Origin of the sequence: Pseudomonas sp. NPDC087615 (assembly GCF_044743445.1) — a bacterium.
GTDB classification, from domain to species: domain Bacteria; phylum Pseudomonadota; class Gammaproteobacteria; order Pseudomonadales; family Pseudomonadaceae; genus Aquipseudomonas; species Aquipseudomonas baetica_A.
In genome coordinates, this window is the sequence record NZ_JBIUWM010000080.1 from 1 (window position 1) to 19,174 (window position 19,174).

The 19,174-nt window shown below is 50.1% G+C and carries 15 protein-coding genes and 4 pseudogenes; 13 read left to right on the forward strand and 6 right to left on the reverse strand.

Features of this window, described 5'->3' with window-relative positions:
* Positions 1-250: 250 nt before the first annotated feature.
* Positions 251-427: a hypothetical protein gene (locus tag ACIOU6_RS25780; protein WP_401139355.1), complete on the reverse strand. Its 177-nt coding sequence runs from the start codon at positions 425-427 to the stop codon at positions 251-253.
* Positions 428-507: 80 nt separating this feature from the next.
* Here ACIOU6_RS25780 and ACIOU6_RS25785 point away from each other — a divergent pair, with 80 nt between their 5' ends.
* Positions 508-2,094 (forward strand): ABC transporter substrate-binding protein, encoded by a 1,587-nt coding sequence (locus ACIOU6_RS25785; protein ID WP_221730889.1) that lies wholly within the window; start codon positions 508-510, stop codon positions 2,092-2,094.
* Between the two features lie 137 nt (positions 2,095-2,231).
* Here ACIOU6_RS25785 and ACIOU6_RS25790 read toward each other — a convergent pair.
* Positions 2,232-2,483, reverse strand: a pseudogene (locus tag ACIOU6_RS25790) (JAB domain-containing protein); the annotation flags it as partial.
* 54 nt (positions 2,484-2,537) lie between these two features.
* Between ACIOU6_RS25790 and ACIOU6_RS25795 the strand changes: the two are divergent.
* From ACIOU6_RS25795 to ACIOU6_RS25810, 4 genes are all read left to right on the forward strand, one after another.
* Positions 2,538-4,211, forward strand: coding sequence for a recombinase family protein (locus ACIOU6_RS25795; protein WP_401139357.1), 1,674 nt, complete (start codon positions 2,538-2,540; stop codon positions 4,209-4,211).
* Positions 4,212-4,682: 471 nt separating this feature from the next.
* Positions 4,683-6,485 carry a hypothetical protein gene (locus tag ACIOU6_RS25800; protein ID WP_401139359.1) on the forward strand — a complete coding sequence of 601 codons (1,803 nt, stop codon included), beginning with the start codon at positions 4,683-4,685 and terminating at the stop codon, positions 6,483-6,485.
* A 229-nt stretch (positions 6,486-6,714) separates the two neighbouring features.
* On the forward strand, positions 6,715-7,629 hold the full coding sequence (locus ACIOU6_RS25805; RefSeq protein ID WP_401139362.1) for a replication initiation protein: 915 nt from the start codon (positions 6,715-6,717) through the stop codon (positions 7,627-7,629).
* 863 nt (positions 7,630-8,492) lie between these two features.
* A complete protein-coding gene (locus tag ACIOU6_RS25810; protein WP_401139365.1) occupies positions 8,493-8,879 on the forward strand; it encodes a hypothetical protein in 387 nt (128 codons plus the stop codon).
* A gap of 105 nt (positions 8,880-8,984) precedes the next feature.
* Here ACIOU6_RS25810 and ACIOU6_RS25815 read toward each other — a convergent pair whose 3' ends face one another.
* The 3 genes and pseudogenes from ACIOU6_RS25815 to ACIOU6_RS25825 all read right to left on the reverse strand — a co-directional run.
* Positions 8,985-11,378, reverse strand: coding sequence for an N-6 DNA methylase (locus ACIOU6_RS25815; RefSeq protein ID WP_401139368.1), 2,394 nt, complete (start codon positions 11,376-11,378; stop codon positions 8,985-8,987).
* A gap of 174 nt (positions 11,379-11,552) precedes the next feature.
* The gene (locus ACIOU6_RS25820) at positions 11,553-11,789 is read right to left on the reverse strand and encodes a hypothetical protein (RefSeq protein WP_401139371.1); all 237 of its coding nucleotides are present in this window, start codon (positions 11,787-11,789) and stop codon (positions 11,553-11,555) included.
* A gap of 180 nt (positions 11,790-11,969) precedes the next feature.
* A pseudogene (locus ACIOU6_RS25825) lies at positions 11,970-12,404 on the reverse strand (UPF0758 domain-containing protein); the annotation flags it as partial.
* Between the two features lie 135 nt (positions 12,405-12,539).
* On the opposite strand from ACIOU6_RS25825, the gene coaBC reads away from it, so the two are divergent.
* From coaBC to ACIOU6_RS25860, 7 genes and pseudogenes are all read left to right on the forward strand, one after another.
* Complete coding sequence (gene coaBC, locus ACIOU6_RS25830; protein WP_401139373.1) at positions 12,540-13,748, forward strand: bifunctional phosphopantothenoylcysteine decarboxylase/phosphopantothenate--cysteine ligase CoaBC; 1,209 nt, start codon at positions 12,540-12,542, stop codon at positions 13,746-13,748.
* Between the two features lie 5 nt (positions 13,749-13,753).
* Complete coding sequence (gene dut, locus ACIOU6_RS25835) at positions 13,754-14,209, forward strand: dUTP diphosphatase (protein ID WP_221730892.1); 456 nt, start codon at positions 13,754-13,756, stop codon at positions 14,207-14,209.
* Positions 14,210-14,449: 240 nt separating this feature from the next.
* A pseudogene (locus ACIOU6_RS25840) lies at positions 14,450-15,853 on the forward strand (phosphomannomutase/phosphoglucomutase); the annotation flags it as partial.
* A gap of 17 nt (positions 15,854-15,870) precedes the next feature.
* Positions 15,871-16,776, forward strand: a complete 906-nt coding sequence (gene argB, locus ACIOU6_RS25845; RefSeq protein ID WP_221730894.1) for an acetylglutamate kinase — start codon at positions 15,871-15,873, stop codon at positions 16,774-16,776.
* 191 nt (positions 16,777-16,967) lie between these two features.
* The gene (locus ACIOU6_RS25850) at positions 16,968-17,228 is read left to right on the forward strand and encodes a hypothetical protein (protein ID WP_401139376.1); all 261 of its coding nucleotides are present in this window, start codon (positions 16,968-16,970) and stop codon (positions 17,226-17,228) included.
* Between the two features lie 18 nt (positions 17,229-17,246).
* On the forward strand, positions 17,247-17,819 hold the full coding sequence (locus ACIOU6_RS25855) for a hypothetical protein (protein ID WP_401139379.1): 573 nt from the start codon (positions 17,247-17,249) through the stop codon (positions 17,817-17,819).
* Positions 17,806-18,189: a hypothetical protein gene (locus ACIOU6_RS25860; protein WP_401139380.1), complete on the forward strand. Its 384-nt coding sequence runs from the start codon at positions 17,806-17,808 to the stop codon at positions 18,187-18,189. The genes ACIOU6_RS25855 and ACIOU6_RS25860 overlap by 14 nt, the downstream gene beginning before the upstream one ends.
* Before the next feature lie 103 nt (positions 18,190-18,292).
* Here the strand turns inward: ACIOU6_RS25860 and pyrE are convergent, their stop codons facing one another.
* Entirely contained in the window at positions 18,293-18,937 is a 645-nt protein-coding gene (gene pyrE, locus ACIOU6_RS25865) for an orotate phosphoribosyltransferase (protein WP_401139383.1), read from the reverse strand.
* Between the two features lie 82 nt (positions 18,938-19,019).
* On the opposite strand from pyrE, the pseudogene ACIOU6_RS25870 reads away from it, so the two are divergent.
* Positions 19,020-19,174: pseudogene (locus ACIOU6_RS25870) on the forward strand (exodeoxyribonuclease III); the annotation flags it as partial.

Consider the following 19,174-nt stretch of genomic DNA (forward strand, 5'->3'; position numbering starts at 1 on the left):
TGGGTAATGTTATTCCCAGTCACCGGTCCCTTACCGGTAACTTGACATACTCTCGACATGCCTCAGCCCTCTAAAACCACATGCCCAACCCGGCATGGGTTGGCCGCTTAATCTCTCAGTCATTTGGCGCCAGGCGCCGCGTTTCTTTAGAGGTCTTACCGGCTACACCTACAGTGAAGGAACCGGGCCCCTAGAAAAGAGCGCTGCTTTATACCAGAAAGACCGGGAAGCAACAACAATCGGTGTGCAATCAATCGGTAAAAAGGCGCTTTTTCAGGCTGCGAACGCTTTGGATAAAGGCCGGCATCGATTTTGACCGCTCGTCGCAGAAAAACGTCTGCGCGGGCGTTTCGGACTTTTTACGAAGCCACGCAGTCTGAAAAACGGATCGCACTGTGCCCTGAAAATGCAAAATGGGGATAGTCATTTGTAATCCAGACCTCTAGGGTAGGCCTTTTCCAGACTGCACTTGCAGATGGGCCTTCGATCTGTAAAAGGAAACCGACCATGCGCCTCGCTGCCCTACCCCTGCTGCTCGCACCGCTCCTGCTGAGCCCCCTGGCCCAGGCCGCCGCGCTGAGCGTTTGCACCGAGGCCAGCCCTGAAGGGTTCGACGTGGTGCAGTACAACTCACTGACCACCACCAACGCCTCGGCCGACGTACTGATGAACCGCTTGGTGGACTTCGACACGGCCAGCGGCAAAGTCGTCCCGAGCCTGGCCGACAGCTGGGAAGTCAGCACCGATGGCCTGACTTATGTGTTCAAGCTACACCCGCAGGTGAAGTTTCATACGACCGATTACTTCAAGCCGACCCGCGAACTGACAGCAGAAGACGTCAAATTCAGCTTTGACCGCATGCTCGACCCTGCCAATCCGTGGCACAAAGTCGCCCAGAGTGGCTTTCCGCATGCTCAGTCGATGCAGTTGCCAGCGCTGATCAAGAAAATCGACGCACTGGATCCGCTGACCGTGCGTTTTACCCTCGATCACCCGGACTCGACCTTTCTGGCAACCCTGAGCATGGGTTTCGCCTCGATTTATTCCGCCGAATATGCTGAAAAATTGCTAAAGGCCAACGCGACGGAAAAGCTCAACAGCCAACCGATCGGCACCGGCCCGTTCGTGTTCGCCCGTTTCCAGAAAGACGCCTCGATCCGCTACAAGGCCAACCCGGATTATTTCGCTGGCAAGCCATCGGTTGATCCACTGATCTTCGCCATCACCCCGGACGCCAACGTGCGCCTGCAAAAACTGCGGCGCAACGAGTGCCAGATCGCTTTGTCGCCGAAGCCATTGGACGTACAGGCAGCGCTGAAAGAGCCGACGCTGAAAGTCGAAAAGACTGACGCGTTCATGACTGCTTTCGTTGGCATCAACAGCCAACATCCACCACTGGACAAGCCGCAAGTGCGCCAGGCAATCAATCTTGCCTTCGATAAGGCCAACTACATCAAAGCCGTGTTCGAAGACACCGCCGAAGCGGCTAACGGCCCTTATCCGCCGAACACCTGGAGCTATGCGAAAAACCTGCCGGGGTATCCTTACGACGTGGCGAAAGCCAAGGATCTGATGGCCAAGTCAGGCTTGAAGGACGGCTTCCAGACCACCATCTGGACGCGTCCGTCCGGCAGCCTGCTCAACCCCAACCCAAGCCTCGGCGCGCAGATGTTGCAATCGGACCTGGCGGAAATCGGCATTCAGGCGGAAATCCGCGTGATCGAATGGGGCGAATTGATTCGCCGCGCCAAGGCCGGCGAGCATGACTTGCTGTTCATGGGCTGGGCTGGCGACAACGGCGACCCGGACAACTTCCTCACGCCGCAGTTTTCCTGCGCGGCGGTCAAGTCTGGTACCAACTTCGCCCGCTACTGCAATGCCGATCTGGACAAGCTGATCAGCGCGGGCAAGACCACCAGCGAGCAAGGCGTGCGCAGCAAGCTCTACGAGCAGGCACAGGCGCAGATCCAGCAGCAGGCGCTATGGCTGCCGCTGGCGCACCCGACGGCCTTCGCGTTGACGCGCAAGGATGTCCAGGGCTACGCCGTCAGCCCGTTTGGACGGCAGGACTACTCCAAGGTCACGCTCAAGTAACCTGACACAGCACATCCCCCACCGTGGGAGCGGGCTTGCTCGCGAAGGGGTCGGTTCAGCCAACACGTTTATTGACTGACCCACCGCCTTCGCGAGCAAACCCGCTCCCACAGGGGGTTTGCATCGCCCCGCCAGATTTACATCCAGCCACTCTCCGCCATCGACAACGGCTCCCCGTCGCCGACGATGAAGTGATCCAGCACCCGCACATCAATCAGCTCCAGCGCCTTTTGCAAGCGCTTGGTCAGCAGCCGATCCGCCTGACTGGGATCAGAGTTTCCTGACGGGTGGTTGTGGCACAGGATCACGGCCGCAGCATTATTTGCAAGGGCCCGTTTCACCACTTCCCGGGGATGCACGCTGGTGTTGTCGATCGAGCCGCGAAACAACGGACGGGTGTTTTCTAATAAACTCACATCGAGAACCTACCCGGAGCCGTCATCATGTCAAAGGCATACGCCTACGTCCGCTGGTCAACCGCCGAACAGGGCGAAGAAGGCCGAGACAGCCACAGCAGGCAGATCACACCGCTGCAAGCATTCACAGAGACCACAGGCGTCCCGGTGGTCGAAACAGTCATAGACAAGGGTGTAAGTGCGTTCCGAGGTGCAAACGCTCGCACAGGCCAACTGAAAGGCTTGTTGGACAGAGTAGAGAACGGAGAGATTGGGCAAGGCGATTACATCATTGTTGAATCCATCGACCGACTAACCCGGCAGAAACTCACGGACTCCGTTGATCTTATCCAGTCGATCCTAAAAAAAGGCGTCAGGCTCCACACCGTCTTCGATGACAAGACCTATTCGTATGACGATCCTAGCCGCGATCTCGAAACGCTGATCCTTGTGGGTGTCATCGCCAAGCGAGCACACGAGGAAAGCGACACCAAGAGCAAACGCCTCAAATCCTCATGGCTCAAAAAACGAGACGCCGCCGAAACGACCATCATCCGCAAACAATGCCCCTACGGCTTTCGTTACGACGAAAAAACCCAAGCCTTCGCAATCGTAGAAGACGAAGCCCAAGAAATTCGCCAAATTTTCGACCAACTAAAACACATGGGAATATTGGAAAGCATCAAGCGGGTCAACCAGTATTCAAAACGTCGATGGACCAGAAAGCACATTGACGAACTTATCAAAAGTAAAAGCCCCATCGGCGTTTTGTGCCTCAGAAGACGTAACGAAGATGGGACAAAGTCATTTGACCGCTATGTCCCCGACTATTTTCCAAAACTAATAGAAGAAAGCGAATTCGATGCAGCCGTAACGGCTATTAAAAACCGCTTTAATGAGAGAAAAAGCGGCAGAAGATCACCAAACAACTACAACATCTTCAGACACTGCATACAGTGCGAAAAGCACAAGGTTGGGATGTTGTTCAACCTTCAAGGCTTAGGACAAGAAAAAAAGCGGTACGCCTACCTCGTGTGCTCTAACAGAGCCGAGCGTGTATGTGAGTGCGATAACAGAATTCGCTTTGAACTTGTATTCGGAGCATTCCTTGCTTTTGTCAAAAAAATATCAGAGAACCGTTACATTGACGAACGAACACACGAGAAACGAAAGGTGTTCACTTGGTTCAGCCAAGAGCAATACAAACAAATGGACACCGTAAACGACGCATTTAGCCGCTTCTTTTCCGCCCGAGATACCTCCGCACCCAAAGAGGAAATAAGAGCAAAAAAAGCAAAACTAAACATCGAAAAACACACATTGGAAATGTTAGAGGCGTCCCTTGCTCAGTTCGACGGCATGATCCCTCAGACATTTATCAAGCGTGTAGCCGACAGCGAAGCCCGAATCAATACCTTAGAAAGCGAAATCCAAAGCCTTGAAGGTGCGTTAACCATAGAAGCGGAAACCCTCGAAATCACAACATATCAAGACATTCTTGACCTTTACGAAACAGAACAAGGACGATTGAAACTAAATACGTTTTTCCTCAGCAGAGGAATTTTCTTTGAAGTCACATACCACAAAGAACCAATATCAGTCGGTTTAAATGTGAAAATAAAAAATGAAGCAACCGAACTCTACACTCATGAATACTTCCATGTCACCCAAGACCCTTTAAAGAAATTTGGCATACCAGATTTATCCCACATCATAAAATAACTAAACGCCCCTCTAAAATTCTCATTATTGGAGGGGTTACACATAAAGAAAAGCTCCAAACCACCAGAATGGCTTTTGACTTTCTTAAAAACTCCTTCTTGACTTAATAAATCATCTCGCATAATGCACGCCTCATGTGTACGCCCGCACACGCCTGCGTCTTTTAGTTATCAATATATAGATATCAAATACAACAGATAACAATAATAAAGATAACTTACACGCACAAGCAAGCACGAACAGCCTACAAATTTGATAAAAATTTAATCTATGGTAAATTACAAATAAGGGTAATAAGCGAAGCGATATGAAGCATTTATCAACCCTTTGGTTACAACTTCACACTTTTGCTTCGCAAAAGATGAGAAGTGGTAACGCCGGGCCAAAGGGTGCCCCTTTGGATACCCAAGAGCAAAGCGACAGCATCTCGCTGAAATTTAGGAGTAAAAAATAACAACTACTGAGGGTTAAATGAGCAATGAAATCAAAAGCACAACCATGCTATATAAGAGACTTAATTTTTCAGTCTCTACACTTAAAAAATTAGGCAAATCCTTAAAGCATTCCTTGCGTGTTCACAGCAAAGAAGAAAAGAAAATACAGTGGGATGAAGACCTATTCCACAACAATATATTTATAGTCAATGGTAAGCCTGTACCAATGAATGAGGCGTCGGCCTTGTCATTCATTAAAGACACACTAACGCCTTTTCATCTGGTCAATAGAAGCAAAGAGCAGAGAAAAGAAGACGTAGAAACCAAAGGCAAATATAAATACAAAATTAAGAAAATCATTAAAGATGAGGCAGGCCAGCCCATAGCCGCCTACCTTGATGACCTGATAAACCGTGGCGATTACATCGACGGAGAACAGGTCAAGGAAGATTTTGAAGCCTTCGAGGTCAGCAGGAAGGCCCAGAAACTCAAAAGCGTTCAAAACTATATAGACCTGCACAACACCATCACCCAAGCAGAAAAGCCGCTGGATGGCCGTAAAACAGTCATCCAAGAGGCTTTCTTTAAATTCCCGATGCACAATCAAGTAGACCTACCGGCTGAATTCTACGTTTCTGCAATTCAGGACTTCTACGCCAAATATTTTCCCGACTATAACGTCCTATTGACGGTTTACCACGGTGATGAATTAGAGGGAGGTAAAAAGAAGATTGGTGACCACCCTCATATTTTTATCGACTGTAAAAACAAAAGAACGGGTGAATATGACTTGACAGAACAACAAGCCGTGCTTGCCAATAAAGTCATTAAACATTTTGAATTTTTCAAGAGTTACACGTCTGTAAACACCAAGCAACAGACATATCAGGAGAGCCAAATAATAGGCGAAGCGTTGCAGGAGCTATTTTACAAGCACATCAATAAAAAATTCAAAACTGATAATATTCAACTTGTAGCTAAGAGATTGGAGCAGACCCAAGAACGTCTTGAACTTAGAATGAAAATCAGGCAGGAAAGTACGAGAGCTAAAGAAGATAGGGCATTTAACCTTTATACAATGCGACAAGAGCAACTTGAAGATATAGAAAATAAGCTTGCGGAAGTCACAACAGAAATCGAGAACAAGCAACAAACAAAAGACACGATTGACCAAAAAATACGCCAAGGCCAACAAGTCAGCCTTAACTTACAAATGAAGATTGAAAAGACCGAAACACATTGGAGCAAAAAGCTTGCCCAGTTTGACAGTAAAATCAAAGAAAACACGACAACCCTTAGCACCCTCACTCAAAAACGAATAGATATTCAGCAAGACATTACACAGCTACAAAATAAAAAAGTAGAGCTAGGGAAAAACTTCAAAGCAGAAAAAGACAAATTACAAAAAAATCTAAATCATTTGAAAGAAAAAGTGACAGCAGAAACGGCAAAGCACAAAAGAATTAAGCAAGCTATAACGATACTTGACGAAAAACTAGAACCACTAATTCATAAATTTGACGTGAAGGTGGATAAGGTACTCCACGCCAAACGAATGCACGAGGACACAGAAACCCTATATCAAGAAATGAAAGAAAACATCTTACAGACCGCCAAGTACATGGGAAAAGAAAAGCGACACGACTACCTTTGGTCTGTTAAAGAGCAGCTTGAAGAGAAAGGACTAGACCCTGATATGGTTAATTTCGGCCTTAAAGAAAAGGTTCAGCTATTCATATCCGACACATTCACCAGCACCAAAATAATAGAATTTGATAAGCAGGAGGCCAGAGATGCAAAGGCAGCGAGAGCAAGAAGAAGCCTATACAAAAACAAATAAAAACCCGCGATTACGCGGGCTTTTTACCATCCAAGTTTGACAAACCTCGAAAGTATGGCAACTTGAAAGGAGCAGAAAAAGAAAACCACCTTGGGGAAGGTGGCGAAGGATACTACAATAAAATTTTAAAAAACTTTAATCAACACACTCATTTAATCATCAAAAAGTTTATTGTCAAGTCATCTCCCAAGGTTTTCTTTTTCTAAATAACTATTAGAAGAGGGCAACAATGGGATGCATAAAACTATTTGAGGACTACTTACCAAGAAGACCTTACCACACCGATGATTTAACCAACGGTTTAAAAATAAACAAAAAAGAAAAAGCAAAGCTTGCAAGACTTATTCAGCCGAACGGCCCGACCCATAGGTATTGGATGGTTTTTGACTTAGACCGAGCCGATGCCGGTATGCACTGGGACAACGTAGGGGCACCGGCTCCAAATCTAATCGCCCGAAATCCGGCCAATGGGCACGCTCATTTGCTCTACCTGCTACAAACCCCCGTCCGAACCGCTATCGACGGCAAAACCGCCCCTTTACGCTACGCAGCAGCCATTGAGGCGGGTTTGCGTAATCTGCTGGGAGCAGACAGAGGTTATTCCGGGTTGATCTGTAAGAACCCGATCAACGCCCACTGGATGACCTACGAATGGCAGGCCGATCCATACACACTGGACGACTTGGCCGACTACATCGATCTAACCCCGGAAAAAGCCAGAGAGAAGCCCGTAGAGGATTACGGCTTGGGTCGTAACTGTATGCTTTTTGATCAATTAAGAGCGTGGGCATACAAGGCGATCCGTCAAGGCCCGACCGACTACAACCAATGGCTAAACGCTTGCCTTGATAGAGCCAAAGGCTACAACGTCAATTTTGCTACTCCATTGGATATCTCTGAGGTTAAACACACGGCCAAAAGCGTAGCAAAGTGGACGCATAGAAATTTCAACCGTGACTCATTTGACGATTATGTCGCCAGAACCCACACAAGCGAGATACAGAGCTTTAGAGGTAAGCAGAAGGGTAAGAGCAAGAGGGAACACGGTATCATCTTGCTTAAAGCCGGAGCGTCTATTCAGCAGGTCATGAAGGAGTTAAATGTAAGCAGAGCAACAGCGTACAACTGGAGGGTGAATCCATAACATTATAATCTGTCTAAAAGCCTATATCAGATAATAGCACCCGGAGAGGGTGTTTGTTCTTTCCACTCCATCCCCCTTCCCCCCATCCGAACCAAATACCCACACCTAAGACCTATATGCCGATAACCATAGAACGCACGAAAATGGTGAAAAGCGGCTTGAATTTACTCGATTGATACGAAGACACCACAAAGTTAAACAACCCACTTAAAATACGTAATTGTGTGCCCAACCCTTTCCCACAGCTTACTATGCTTCGGAGATATATCCCTCAAGGTATATGTATGTATACATACATATCCACTTTCTTTCCTGATGAAAATTTCACACTTTATCATTTATCAAATTCGGTGAATTATATCCATTGAGCGAATGAACCCATATATCCCGAAAGCTTCGAGGGCCAGTAAGAAAAAACGGGGCTTTTTGAAAATACAATCTCTTTAAAAATACGCTCAAAAAATTTTACAAATTCATACCATATTTTTGATATATCGAATTTTTCGACCATCGAATTATGGCTTACAAACAGCAAAACACCTTGTCAATAGCAAAATAAAAATAAATATAAGGTTCAACCTTAATCGTTAAATAGGGGTCAACCATAAGTAAATCACTTAGTTGATATTTGCCACAAAGCAGAACAAAAAACGACCACGAAAAAACTCAAAAATCGCTCTCAAATGAATTTCACAAAAAATGTATGGTATTGGTCACGTTCAAAATTGAAAATAATGTGAATATCCAATTTCCTACATCTTATATCCTCGAAGCAATGTTATAGGTTCGGAGATATAACCTTGAAGCATTGACTTATCTAAAACCTATGTTAATTGTATTGTTACAACATAGGAGTTCTAAGTATGAACAAGGCGGAATATGCAGGAAAAATAGGTGGATTAGTTGGCGGCTTCAAAAGAAGAGAGCGTCAAAAATTTTTGTTAGGCTTTATGAAAGTAGTAGAAATGGAGGAATACCCCGACTTAAGATTGACATCGTGCCTCGCCAAGAAACTGATAGCAGAGTTCTCTGGTTGCAAATCAATATCAAACGATATATTAGTACAAGAATTTGGAAGACTCGGAAACAAGGTAAAGCAGCAGAACCTCGATGGAATTGTACTAGCTGTAGCAGAGAGGTACAGAGACACATATAAAGAACAATGGAACGAAGCTAAAAGAAAAATTAACGAAGATGCAAAATTATTTAAAAAATGCATAACTGAAGAATTACGAGACACAACACTATAATATAAACCCGCCTAAGCGGGTCTATTTAATTCGACTAATTATTTTTCTCGTGTGCTCACGTCCGCAATATCTATATAGACCTTCCCTTTTAAGGAGACCGTGCATTCAAATTTCTTTGCTAAAAGGCAAGGTCGAAATATAGTCCTGCATAAATTTCAAATCCAATGTGCCATCCGTTTTGCATGGAAGGCTTATAGTTGATACTTTCATTCTGGCTACATGCCACTTTCTACCGTAAGAAAAGCGGTATTTTTCTTTTCGAATTACAGTTGTGATGAACAAGGCTATTTCAGGGGTCAATTCAAATTTTGGATACAAAACATTTACATCATCCGAACACCAAAATGGGCTGCTTTGATAATAGGCGTCCGCTACACCATTTCCGTTATAATTTACGGTTATAGTATTTCCTGAGTGTATTGGTTCTTGGTCGATAAACGCCGTTAAACCGTTATTGCTATCAATTGCCCCAATGAACGGTGTTGTACCCACATTCATATTTGCTTTGGTTAATCGTTTCCCCTTTTTTATTTCGAACAAGTCTTGGAAATAAAAAAGCTTCCAGTTTGTATCTTTGTAATTTTCCGAACTGCTTGAAGATGTTGTGGAAAGTTTAAATACAGCATAATTCTTGACGGCTTGTTCAAAATCACATTTTGTTAGTTTTGTGTAGTCTGTTTCCATGTAAGCTTCTGCACACCATTCGTCCTCAGCAGTGACCTGCTGCATGACGCTCTCGCCTGCATGAATTTCTCTGTTTCTAAAACTAGTTGTCCAGTGATCGCAAGTTTGTTTCCAAGTATGATTGGAGTCTACTCGGCCAAGATTTTTAGTCTTGATGAAACCATCATTTTTCCAGTATCCAAACCAAGTTTTTTTATTACTGGTGCTGTGCGGTACTTTTGCCGTGAATACCATCACACATGTTACCGTGCCGACCGGATGAAACAAATCATCAGGCATTGTCATTACGGCTTCGAGGGTATGCTTTTTAAGCAACTCCGTCCTTACTGGGTGCGGTGATATTGCACAAGACATTGGAACAATTGCTATCCCTGTTCCATTCTCTGCTAGGCAGTCGAGCATATGCCGAACAAAATGCAATTCATGCAAATCAGCATCACCTTGAGAAAAAGGAGGGTTCAATAATCCCACATTGCATTTTTTACTTTTTATGTCTTTCGTTATCGCCTCATCAAAGCATGAGCTTTGATGCAGGTTCGCTTTCCCGTCGCCTCTAAGAATCATATTGGATGCTGCTAGGGCAAACATGTTAGGCTGTTGCTCAACTCCAATAAGTCCATACTTTTTAATGTCGTAGCGTTCTTGCTCAGTATCTGCATCTTTAAGCATACGATGCATAGCAGAAATTAAAAATCCGCCTGTGCCAGCACAAATATCTAAGACTTTCGAGCTTTTATTTACGTTTGCAATTTGTGCAAAAAGCTCAGTAATGTGTCTGGGAGTTAATACAATACCCAGTGCTTTTTTATCGCCTCCAGTGTATTTTAAAAATTCGCCATAGAACTGACCTACCACATCGAAATCATGATAAATGCTAATGAAAGGCCATACTTTTTCACTGAGCCTCTTAATAAGCTCATGAAGAACGCCTTTAGGATATGATTTAGTTGGCTTTCCAAGCTCTGGATGAACCGCGATGCTTGAATAAGGCTGAGCCATATTATCTTTTTTGGCTTTCGGAATATCAGCTTTTTGAAATTCATTTTTGATATTTCGCATCCACTCTTTTTGTAACTCTTCAGGAGAGTAAACAGAAAAAGCGGCCAAAAATGCTGGGCTTCTTAGGGCGATTAGTGTTCCGCTAACCACTAGTGGCTTTTCACTCTCTGTAAGTTTTGCATGGTCACGCATAAAATCATGCAGCTCTCTAGAGAAAGCCATAAGCTCTTCAAAACGCATACGCTGTATAGATGGGTCGTATGTTGCATTTTGAATATAGTCAGTCCAAGGGATTAACTTATCAATCCCTTTTCCATCTCTTGTGGTTAATTGTTTGTGAGAATTGGTACCCTTGGTTGTCAAGTATGTTGTGACTGTTACGTTGGTTTCGCTTGTTCCACTTACAGCAACAGAAATAATGTTGAACTCTTTCGATAGACGGCTAGCATAATGCAATATCCCATCAGCAGCATATTTTTGAGTTCGTCTGTTATAAGCTTCAGTGGTTTCGTCAGCGGCTGGATGATTTAGATTGTTTAGTAGCGTCTTACTAATGTGGTTATTATTGCTGGCCTTGCACTCAATAATTACCAAAAAGTCCGGGTTTTCAATGTTGCTTATGATAAATTCTGGCGACCCGATGCCACCCTTTCCAGTTTTACTCGCCGATTTTAAAAATTTCTTTACATTTTCAATGTTGCTTTTTTGCTCTTCTATCTGAATAGAATTATTTGAGCCATAATAATCAAGCTTTCTCAGGCAGTCTCTAACGACGTTTTCTGTTTCTCTTTCGTTGCTTGATTGCTTTATAGCCACTTTAAAATATTTCCCGCAAATCGCCTAACTATATATTTATCTTGACCTACGGTCAATAGCTCGCGAACTCACCAGAGACACTCCAAAGGCAGTTGACCAGAACAATGAAAATCAACCAATACATGTAGGGAAAACCTACATGCATCAGTCAATACCCCTTTAAAAAATCAACTACTATTTAGCATCAGTTGCCTTAACCAGAAACTTCCAAGTATTGGCACCTTTCTCTTTGCTGCAGTTTGAGCATGGAGGAAGTTTTGTACACTCGCGGTTCATCACATCCTCAAAGCCACAGGATTGGCAGCGGTAGATACCCGGCCCTCCCGGTGCCTCTCCAATTTTACGAACCTTCTGATACTGCGTAGGTTTATTGCTCTGTAGTACTAGTTTTACATCTTCATAAAAAGCCATTTTACTTTCCTTACCGCTCAGGAGTGGCTAGCCTTTAGCCACTATGATAAGTAAGGGCATTTCGCTCGATTTCAAGTCTGCCTTGTGACGAACACAAACCAGCGAACCGGCCCCCAATCAGGCGGATGCAGAGCCTCCACCCGCTTGGCGACCTTGATCAAAATTATTAGAAACCGCTAGCCCGCTGAACAGTGCCTCGAATGTCAGCACTTGATGTTTGGAGTCGAGAAACAGACAACCAAACACTTCGTGAGGCTCGTGGCGCAGCATGGATTTCAGGTAATCACGAACGATTTGAGGGTTTTCCAGCGCCGGTTTCTGCCGTGATCGCTCGGCCAGATGACGCTTGCTCATTTCTTGAGCCGCTTGCAACTGAGCAAACTTCGCTGGCCCCAGGCCCAATTGTTTGCTGAATGCGTCCTGATCGGCCTCAAGCAGCAAACGCAGGCTGCCGAACCGAGTCAACAGTTGTCGTGCCAGATCCACCGCGCTTATTCCGGGCAATCCGGTCCGCAGGAAAATAGCCAACAACTCAGCGTCCGAAAGACTCGCCGCACCGTGTTCCAACAACCTTTCCCGCGGCCGTTCCGCCGCAGGCCAATCACGAATACTCATAGCACTTCCCTGTCTGTGGGCGCCGCTGTTCCGTAGCGGTCGCTGTGATATCGTAGCCCATCTTTTTTGCGGGCGAATTCACCCTGGGGAGGGGGTTTCGCCACGTATGTCACCCACGATATGAAAGGCAGACCTATGCAGCGGCTGTATCGGAAACGCATCGTTCTGGGCGTCGGCGGCGGTATCGCGGCCTACAAGAGCGCTGATCTGGTTCGTCGCCTGATCGACCAGGGCGCCGAAGTGCGCGTGGTCATGACCCACGGCGGCGCCGAGTTCATCACCCCGCTGACCATGCAAGCCTTGTCCGGGCACCCGGTTCATCTGGATTTGCTCGACCCGGCCGCCGAAGCGGCGATGGGCCACATCGAGCTGGCGAAATGGGCTGATCTGGTGTTGATCGCCCCGGCCACCGCCGACCTGATCGCGCGCCTGGCTCAAGGTATTGCCAATGATTTGCTGACCACTTTGGTGCTGGCCACCGACGCTGTCGTGGCTGTCGCTCCGGCAATGAATCAAGCGATGTGGCGCGACCCGGCGACCCAAGCCAACCTGCAACGGCTGGAGAGCCGTGGCCTGAAGACTTTCGGCCCGGCCTCCGGAAGCCAGGCCTGCGGCGATGTCGGCATGGGCCGCATGATGGAAGCCACCGATCTGGCCCAATGCGCGGCGGACTGCTTCCAGCGCCAGGCGCTGACCGGCAAACATGTGGTGATCACCGCCGGTCCGACTCAGGAAAACATCGACCCGGTGCGCTACATCACCAACCACAGCTCCGGAAAAATGGGCTTTGCCCTGGCCGAAGCGGCGGTGGAAGCCGGCGCCCGTGTCACGCTGATCAGCGGCCCGGTGCATCTGCCGACCCCGGATCGCGTCACGCGCATCGACGTGGTCAGCGCCCGCGACATGCTCGCCGCGTGCGAATCGGCCATCCCGTGCGATGTGTTCATCGCCTCGGCAGCGGTAGCGGACTACCGTCCGGAAGTCGTCGCCCCGCAAAAACTCAAGAAAGATCCTACGAGCGGTGACGGCTTCGTCCTGCAAATGGTGCGTAACCCGGATATCCTCGCCACCATCGCGACCCGTCCCGACCGTCCGTTCAGTGTCGGCTTCGCCGCCGAGACCGAACACCTGCTCGACTACGCTGCACGCAAGCTGAAGGACAAGAATCTCGATCTGATCGTCGCCAACGACGTCGCCAACCCGAGCATCGGTTTCAACAGCGAAGAAAACGCCTGCAGCGTGATTGACCGTGAGCTGCACGCCACGGTTTTCGCCCAGACCAGCAAGAGCAAGATCGCTCGCCAACTGGTCACTTTTATCGCCGAACGTCTGAACCAGGTTTAATTTACATGCACGCTTTGCAAGCCAAGATCCTCGACCCACGCATCGGTACCGAATTCCCGCTGCCGCAATACGCCACTCCGGGCTCCGCCGGCCTCGACCTGCGCGCCATGCTGGAACAGGACATCGTGATCAAACCGGGTGAAACCGTGCTGATCCCTACCGGTCTGTCGGTTTACATCGGCGACCCGAACCTCGCCGCCCTGATCCTGCCGCGCTCGGGAATGGGCCACAAACACGGCATTGTGCTGGGCAACCTCGTTGGCTTGATCGACTCCGATTACCAGGGTCCGCTGATGGTGTCCTGCTGGAACCGTGGCCAGACCGACTTCACCATGACCGTCGGCGAACGTCTGGCGCAACTTGTGCTGGTGCCCGTGGTGCAGGCGCATTTCGAAATGGTTGAAGCGTTTGTCGAAACCGAGCGCGGCACTGGCGGTTTTGGCCACACCGGCACCCAATGATCCACGCAGGAGCTGTCGCCACCTTCGGCAGCTCCTGCAGAGGGGGAAATTTCAGGCCGATCATCTGAAAGGTTTAACACCGAAAATCAGGGTTTTGCCGGCGTAAAGCCACGCCAGACGAGGCGTCATGGCCCTTTCACACCACGAACTCTCTGTGAAAAACGCCGTCATACCCTTCAGTTTGAGCCTGCCGCCGAGTGAATCGTCGGTCTGTCCCGCCACTTTCGAGATGGAGCACTTCCGCAGATGAGCACCCCCGCCAAGCTTGCCCCACAGCTTCCCGACAGCATCTTTCGCGCCTATGACATTCGCGGCACCGTGCCGGAATTCCTCAATGCTGAAACCGCTTACTGGATCGGCCGTGCCATAGGTTCGCAGAGCCTTGCTCAGGGCGAGCCGAACGTCTCCGTCGGCCGCGACGGTCGGTTGTCCGGCCCGGAACTGGTGGCCGAACTGATCCGCGGCATCGCCGAAAGCGGCTGCCACGTCAGCGATGTTGGCCTGGTGCCGACCCCCGCGCTTTACTATGCCGCCAACGTCCTGGCCGGCAAATCCGGGGTGATGCTCACCGGCAGCCACAACCCGTCGAACTACAACGGCTTCAAGATCGTGATCGCCGGCGACACCCTCGCCAACGAACAGATCCAGGCCTTGCACGAACGCCTCAAGACCAACAATCTGAGCAGCGGTCCGGGTAGCGTCACCGAGGTCGAAATCCTCGACCGTTACAACACCGAAATCGTCCAGGACATCAAACTGGCCCGTCGCATGAAGGTCGTGGTCGACTGCGGCAACGGCGCGGCCGGCGTGATCGCTCCGCAACTGATCGAAGCGCTGAACTGCGAAGTCATCCCGCTGTTCTGTGAAGTCGACGGCAATTTCCCCAACCATCACCCGGATCCGGGCAAGCCTGAGAACCTCGTCGACCTGATCGCCAAGGTCAAGGAAACCAACGCCGACATCGGTCTGGCCTTCGACGGCGACGGTGACCGTGTCGGCGTGGTGACCAACACCGGCAGCATCGTTTATCCCGATCGCTTGCTGATGCTGTTCGCCCGTGACGTGGTGGCACGCAACCCTGACGCGCAAATCATCTTCGACGTCAAATGCACCCGCCGCCTCGTACCGCTGATCAAGGAATACGGCGGTCGACCGCTCATGTGGAAGACCGGTCATTCATTGATCAAAAAGAAAATGAAACAATCCGGCGCTCTATTGGCCGGTGAGATGAGTGGACACATCTTCTTCAAGGAGCGCTGGTTCGGTTTCGATGACGGCATTTACAGCGCCGCACGGCTGCTGGAAATCCTCAGCAAGGAAAAATCCACCGCCGAAGAGCTGTTTGCGACCTTCCCGAACGATATTTCTACGCCTGAAATCAATATCCATGTGACCGAAGAGAGCAAATTCAGCATCATTGATGCTCTGCACGACGCACAGTGGGGCGCAGGCGCTGACCTGACCACCATCGACGGCGTGCGGGTCGATTACGCCAAAGGCTGGGGCCTGGTGCGCGCGTCCAACACCACACCGGTACTGGTGCTGCGCTTCGAGGCCGATGACGAGGCTGAATTGCAGCGCATCAAAGATGTGTTCCACGCCCAACTGAAACGCGTTGCACCTGATCTCCAACTACCGTTCTGATCCACCCGGAGCCCTGAATGACCCTCGAACGCGAAGCCGCCGCCCACACCGCCCAGGTCCTGTCCGAAGCGCTGCCTTACATCCGACGTTATGTCGGCAAGACCCTGGTGATCAAATACGGCGGCAACGCGATGGAAAGCGAGGAGCTGAAAACCGGCTTTGCCCGCGACATCGTCTTGATGAAAGCCGTGGGCATCAACCCGGTGGTCGTGCACGGCGGCGGCCCGCAGATCGGTGATCTGCTCAAGCGCCTGTCGATCGAAAGCCATTTCGTCGATGGCATGCGCGTCACCGACGCCGCGACCATGGACGTGGTGGAAATGGTCCTCGGCGGCCAAGTCAACAAAAGCATCGTCAACCTGATCAACCGACATGGCGGCAGCGCCATCGGCCTGACCGGTAAAGACGCCGGGCTGATTCGCGCGAAGAAGCTGACCGTCACCCGCCAGACCCCGGAGATGACCCAGCCGGAAATCATCGACATCGGTCAGGTGGGCGAAGTGGTCGGGATCAACACCGAACTGCTGAACCTGCTGGTCAAAGGCAACTTCATCCCGGTGATCGCACCAATCGGCGTGGGTGAAAACGGCGAGTCGTACAACATCAACGCAGATCTGGTGGCCGGCAAAGTCGCCGAAGCGCTGAAGGCCGAGAAACTGATGCTGCTGACCAACATCGCCGGCCTGATGGATAAGTCTGGCCAGGTATTGACCGGCCTGAGCACCCAACAGGTCGACGACCTGATCGCCGATGGCACCATCTACGGCGGCATGCTGCCGAAGATCCGCTGTGCACTGGAAGCGGTTCAGGGTGGCGTGGGCAGCTCGCTGATCATCGACGGTCGCGTACCGAACGCGATCCTGCTGGAAATCTTCACCGACACCGGTGTGGGTACGCTGATCAGCAATCGCAAGCGTCCCTGATAGCTGAAACACAATAGATCGCAGTCTGCGGCAGCCCCTGCAACACAGCACGAAAGTACTGTAGGAACTGGCGAAGCCTGCGATCTTTTTTGTGTGCGCAAGAAGTGTCCGACAAGAACTAGCGAAACGTCCGACATCTCCCCAGAACAAATCTCCCTAGGATCGTCCCCTCATCCACCGGAGATTTACCCATGCAAAAAGACTATGTTGCTTACGGCAGTGATGTTTCCCCTGGCACCTACGAGTGCGTGGATTGCGGCCACCAGTATTCCAATCAAGCCAAAACCTCGATGCCGCCCTGCCCGCAGTTTCGCAAGACCGCTCACGTTCTGAACGGCTGGAAGATCCTGACCGGACAAGGTGACGCGCCTAATGACCCCTATCCACAGGAAACCGATAAGCCTTCCGGTATCAAGAGCGCCGAGGTCATTACGCCCTCGCACAAAAAATAACCCCGGAGTGCCTGAGCCATGCAGATCTCGTTCACGATCGATGCCGACGCTTTCGAGCAGGAGCAAAAGGAACCGGTCAAAAAGACCTTGCGCATCGGCGACGCGGAAATCGCCCACGCCCTCCAGCGCATCGCCAAGGCCAGCCTGACCGAATACCTGAAAATGCTGGTCGAGGGCGGGATGCCCAGCCGTGCTGACGAGGCTAAACAGGATCGCCTGCTGTATCTGATTCAAAGCTACTTCGGGCAAACATTGCCGACTGAATCGCAGATTTCGACGATTTTTCAGTTGACCCAGAGCCAGAGCAAAACCCTGCTGAAAAACACCGTCTCGCGCTTTCGCAATCAGCTCGACGAAATCCTGCAGCACAGCATGCGCGCGGTCGTCGAGTCTGCGGGACACGCAAAAGATGTCTATCTGGTGGTCATCAGCTCGGACGTGATTCGCGACGAGCTGAACATGCTGATCACCCAGAACGAGCCGACCTTCAAACCCATTACCAAGCGTAAAGGCAGTGCCGGGCAGTTCGAGATCAGTGAAGACTCCCACGATTTATTGTGCAGGACGCTCGGGCTCAATGCCGCTCAGTGACATTGTCGCGGTCAGTGGCTTGCTGCTGACTCTGACCACTTTCATGTTCAATTTGGCTTGGCCGAAGCTCAACGAAGCGTTGTCGCTGGATCAATATCAGTCAGGCGTGCAAGCGAGAAAGCGCAACAGGGAGAAGGTGCGGGATGTTTTTTTCGGTTGTGCGCTGCCACTGACGTGCGCTTTTGCAGCGCTGTTTTACGTCAACCTTCCGGCCGCCGTGCAGATCATCCGCTCCAGCAGGCTGGATTTTTGGGATTTCGATGTCGACCGCACGCTTTACGTGATGGTGGTGACGGCAGTACTGGTATTTGCGTTATTTAATGCCGGATTGACACTGAATTTGCTCAAAAAATGGCGAAGCATGCGTTGAACGCAAACAAAAAGACCCCGTTCAGCCCTGACTGAACGGGGCTTTTTTATCACCGCGAACTTTATGGGAGCGAGCAAGCTCCCACAGGTTTTTCAAAAAGCCGTCAGACGCCGAACTGGGCGCGGTACGCTTCCACGGCTGGCAAATGCTGCTTGAGCTGCGGATCGTCAGCGAGAAACTCCAGCACTTGGTTCAACGAAACAATGCTGATCACCGGAATGCCGAAATCGCGCTCCACTTCCTGGATTGCCGACAACTCACCGTTGCCACGCTCCTGACGGTTCAGGGCGATCAGCACGCCGGCGGCCTTGGCGCCGTCCTGGGAAGCGATGATCTGCATCACTTCGCGGATCGCGGTGCCAGCGGTGATCACGTCGTCGATGATCAGCACGTCGCCCGCCAGCGCAGCGCCGACCAGACTGCCGCCTTCGCCGTGGGCCTTGGCTTCTTTGCGGTTGAAGCACCATGGCAGGTCACGGTCGTGATGCTCGGCCAGTGCGACAGCAGTGGTCGCCGCCAGCGGGATGCCTTTGTAGGCGGGGCCAAACAAAACGTCGAAGGAAATACCGCTTTCGGCAATGGCTGCGGCATAGAAGCGCCCTAGCTGGGCCAAGGCCGAGCCCGTGTTGAACAGGCCGGCGTTGAAGAAGTAAGGACTGGTGCGCCCGGACTTCAGGGTGAACTCACCGAAGCGCAAAACGCCGCGATCGATGGCAAAACGAATGAAATCGCGCTGATACGCTTGCATGAAAAAAACCCCAAATACCACGGATTTAGCTAATTAGCTTGACGCCGTGTATCATACACGCACGCGATTTTTGGGGCCATTTATGCGGATCATCAGTGTGAACGTCAATGGTATTCAGGCTGCAGTCGAGCGTGGTTTGCTCAGTTGGCTGCAAGCTCAGTATGCCGACGTCATCTGCCTGCAGGACACCCGTGCCTCCGCCTTTGAACTGGATGACCCAGCCTTCCAACTGGATGG

What these genes read in the sequence shown, in the direction of transcription:
- ACIOU6_RS25780 (WP_401139355.1), bottom strand. Translation starts at nt 427, where the DNA reads ATGACTATCCCCATTTTGCATTTTCAGGGCACAGTGCGATCCGTTTTT.
- ACIOU6_RS25785 (WP_221730889.1), top strand. Translation starts at nt 508, where the DNA reads ATGCGCCTCGCTGCCCTACCCCTGCTGCTCGCACCGCTCCTGCTGAGC.
- ACIOU6_RS25795 (WP_401139357.1), top strand. Translation starts at nt 2,538, where the DNA reads ATGTCAAAGGCATACGCCTACGTCCGCTGGTCAACCGCCGAACAGGGC.
- ACIOU6_RS25800 (WP_401139359.1), top strand. Translation starts at nt 4,683, where the DNA reads ATGAGCAATGAAATCAAAAGCACAACCATGCTATATAAGAGACTTAAT.
- ACIOU6_RS25805 (WP_401139362.1), top strand. Translation starts at nt 6,715, where the DNA reads ATGGGATGCATAAAACTATTTGAGGACTACTTACCAAGAAGACCTTAC.
- ACIOU6_RS25810 (WP_401139365.1), top strand. Translation starts at nt 8,493, where the DNA reads ATGAACAAGGCGGAATATGCAGGAAAAATAGGTGGATTAGTTGGCGGC.
- ACIOU6_RS25820 (WP_401139371.1), bottom strand. Translation starts at nt 11,789, where the DNA reads ATGGCTTTTTATGAAGATGTAAAACTAGTACTACAGAGCAATAAACCT.
- coaBC (WP_401139373.1), top strand. Translation starts at nt 12,540, where the DNA reads ATGCAGCGGCTGTATCGGAAACGCATCGTTCTGGGCGTCGGCGGCGGT.
- dut (WP_221730892.1), top strand. Translation starts at nt 13,754, where the DNA reads ATGCACGCTTTGCAAGCCAAGATCCTCGACCCACGCATCGGTACCGAA.
- argB (WP_221730894.1), top strand. Translation starts at nt 15,871, where the DNA reads ATGACCCTCGAACGCGAAGCCGCCGCCCACACCGCCCAGGTCCTGTCC.
- ACIOU6_RS25850 (WP_401139376.1), top strand. Translation starts at nt 16,968, where the DNA reads ATGCAAAAAGACTATGTTGCTTACGGCAGTGATGTTTCCCCTGGCACC.
- ACIOU6_RS25855 (WP_401139379.1), top strand. Translation starts at nt 17,247, where the DNA reads ATGCAGATCTCGTTCACGATCGATGCCGACGCTTTCGAGCAGGAGCAA.
- ACIOU6_RS25860 (WP_401139380.1), top strand. Translation starts at nt 17,806, where the DNA reads ATGCCGCTCAGTGACATTGTCGCGGTCAGTGGCTTGCTGCTGACTCTG.
- pyrE (WP_401139383.1), bottom strand. Translation starts at nt 18,937, where the DNA reads ATGCAAGCGTATCAGCGCGATTTCATTCGTTTTGCCATCGATCGCGGC.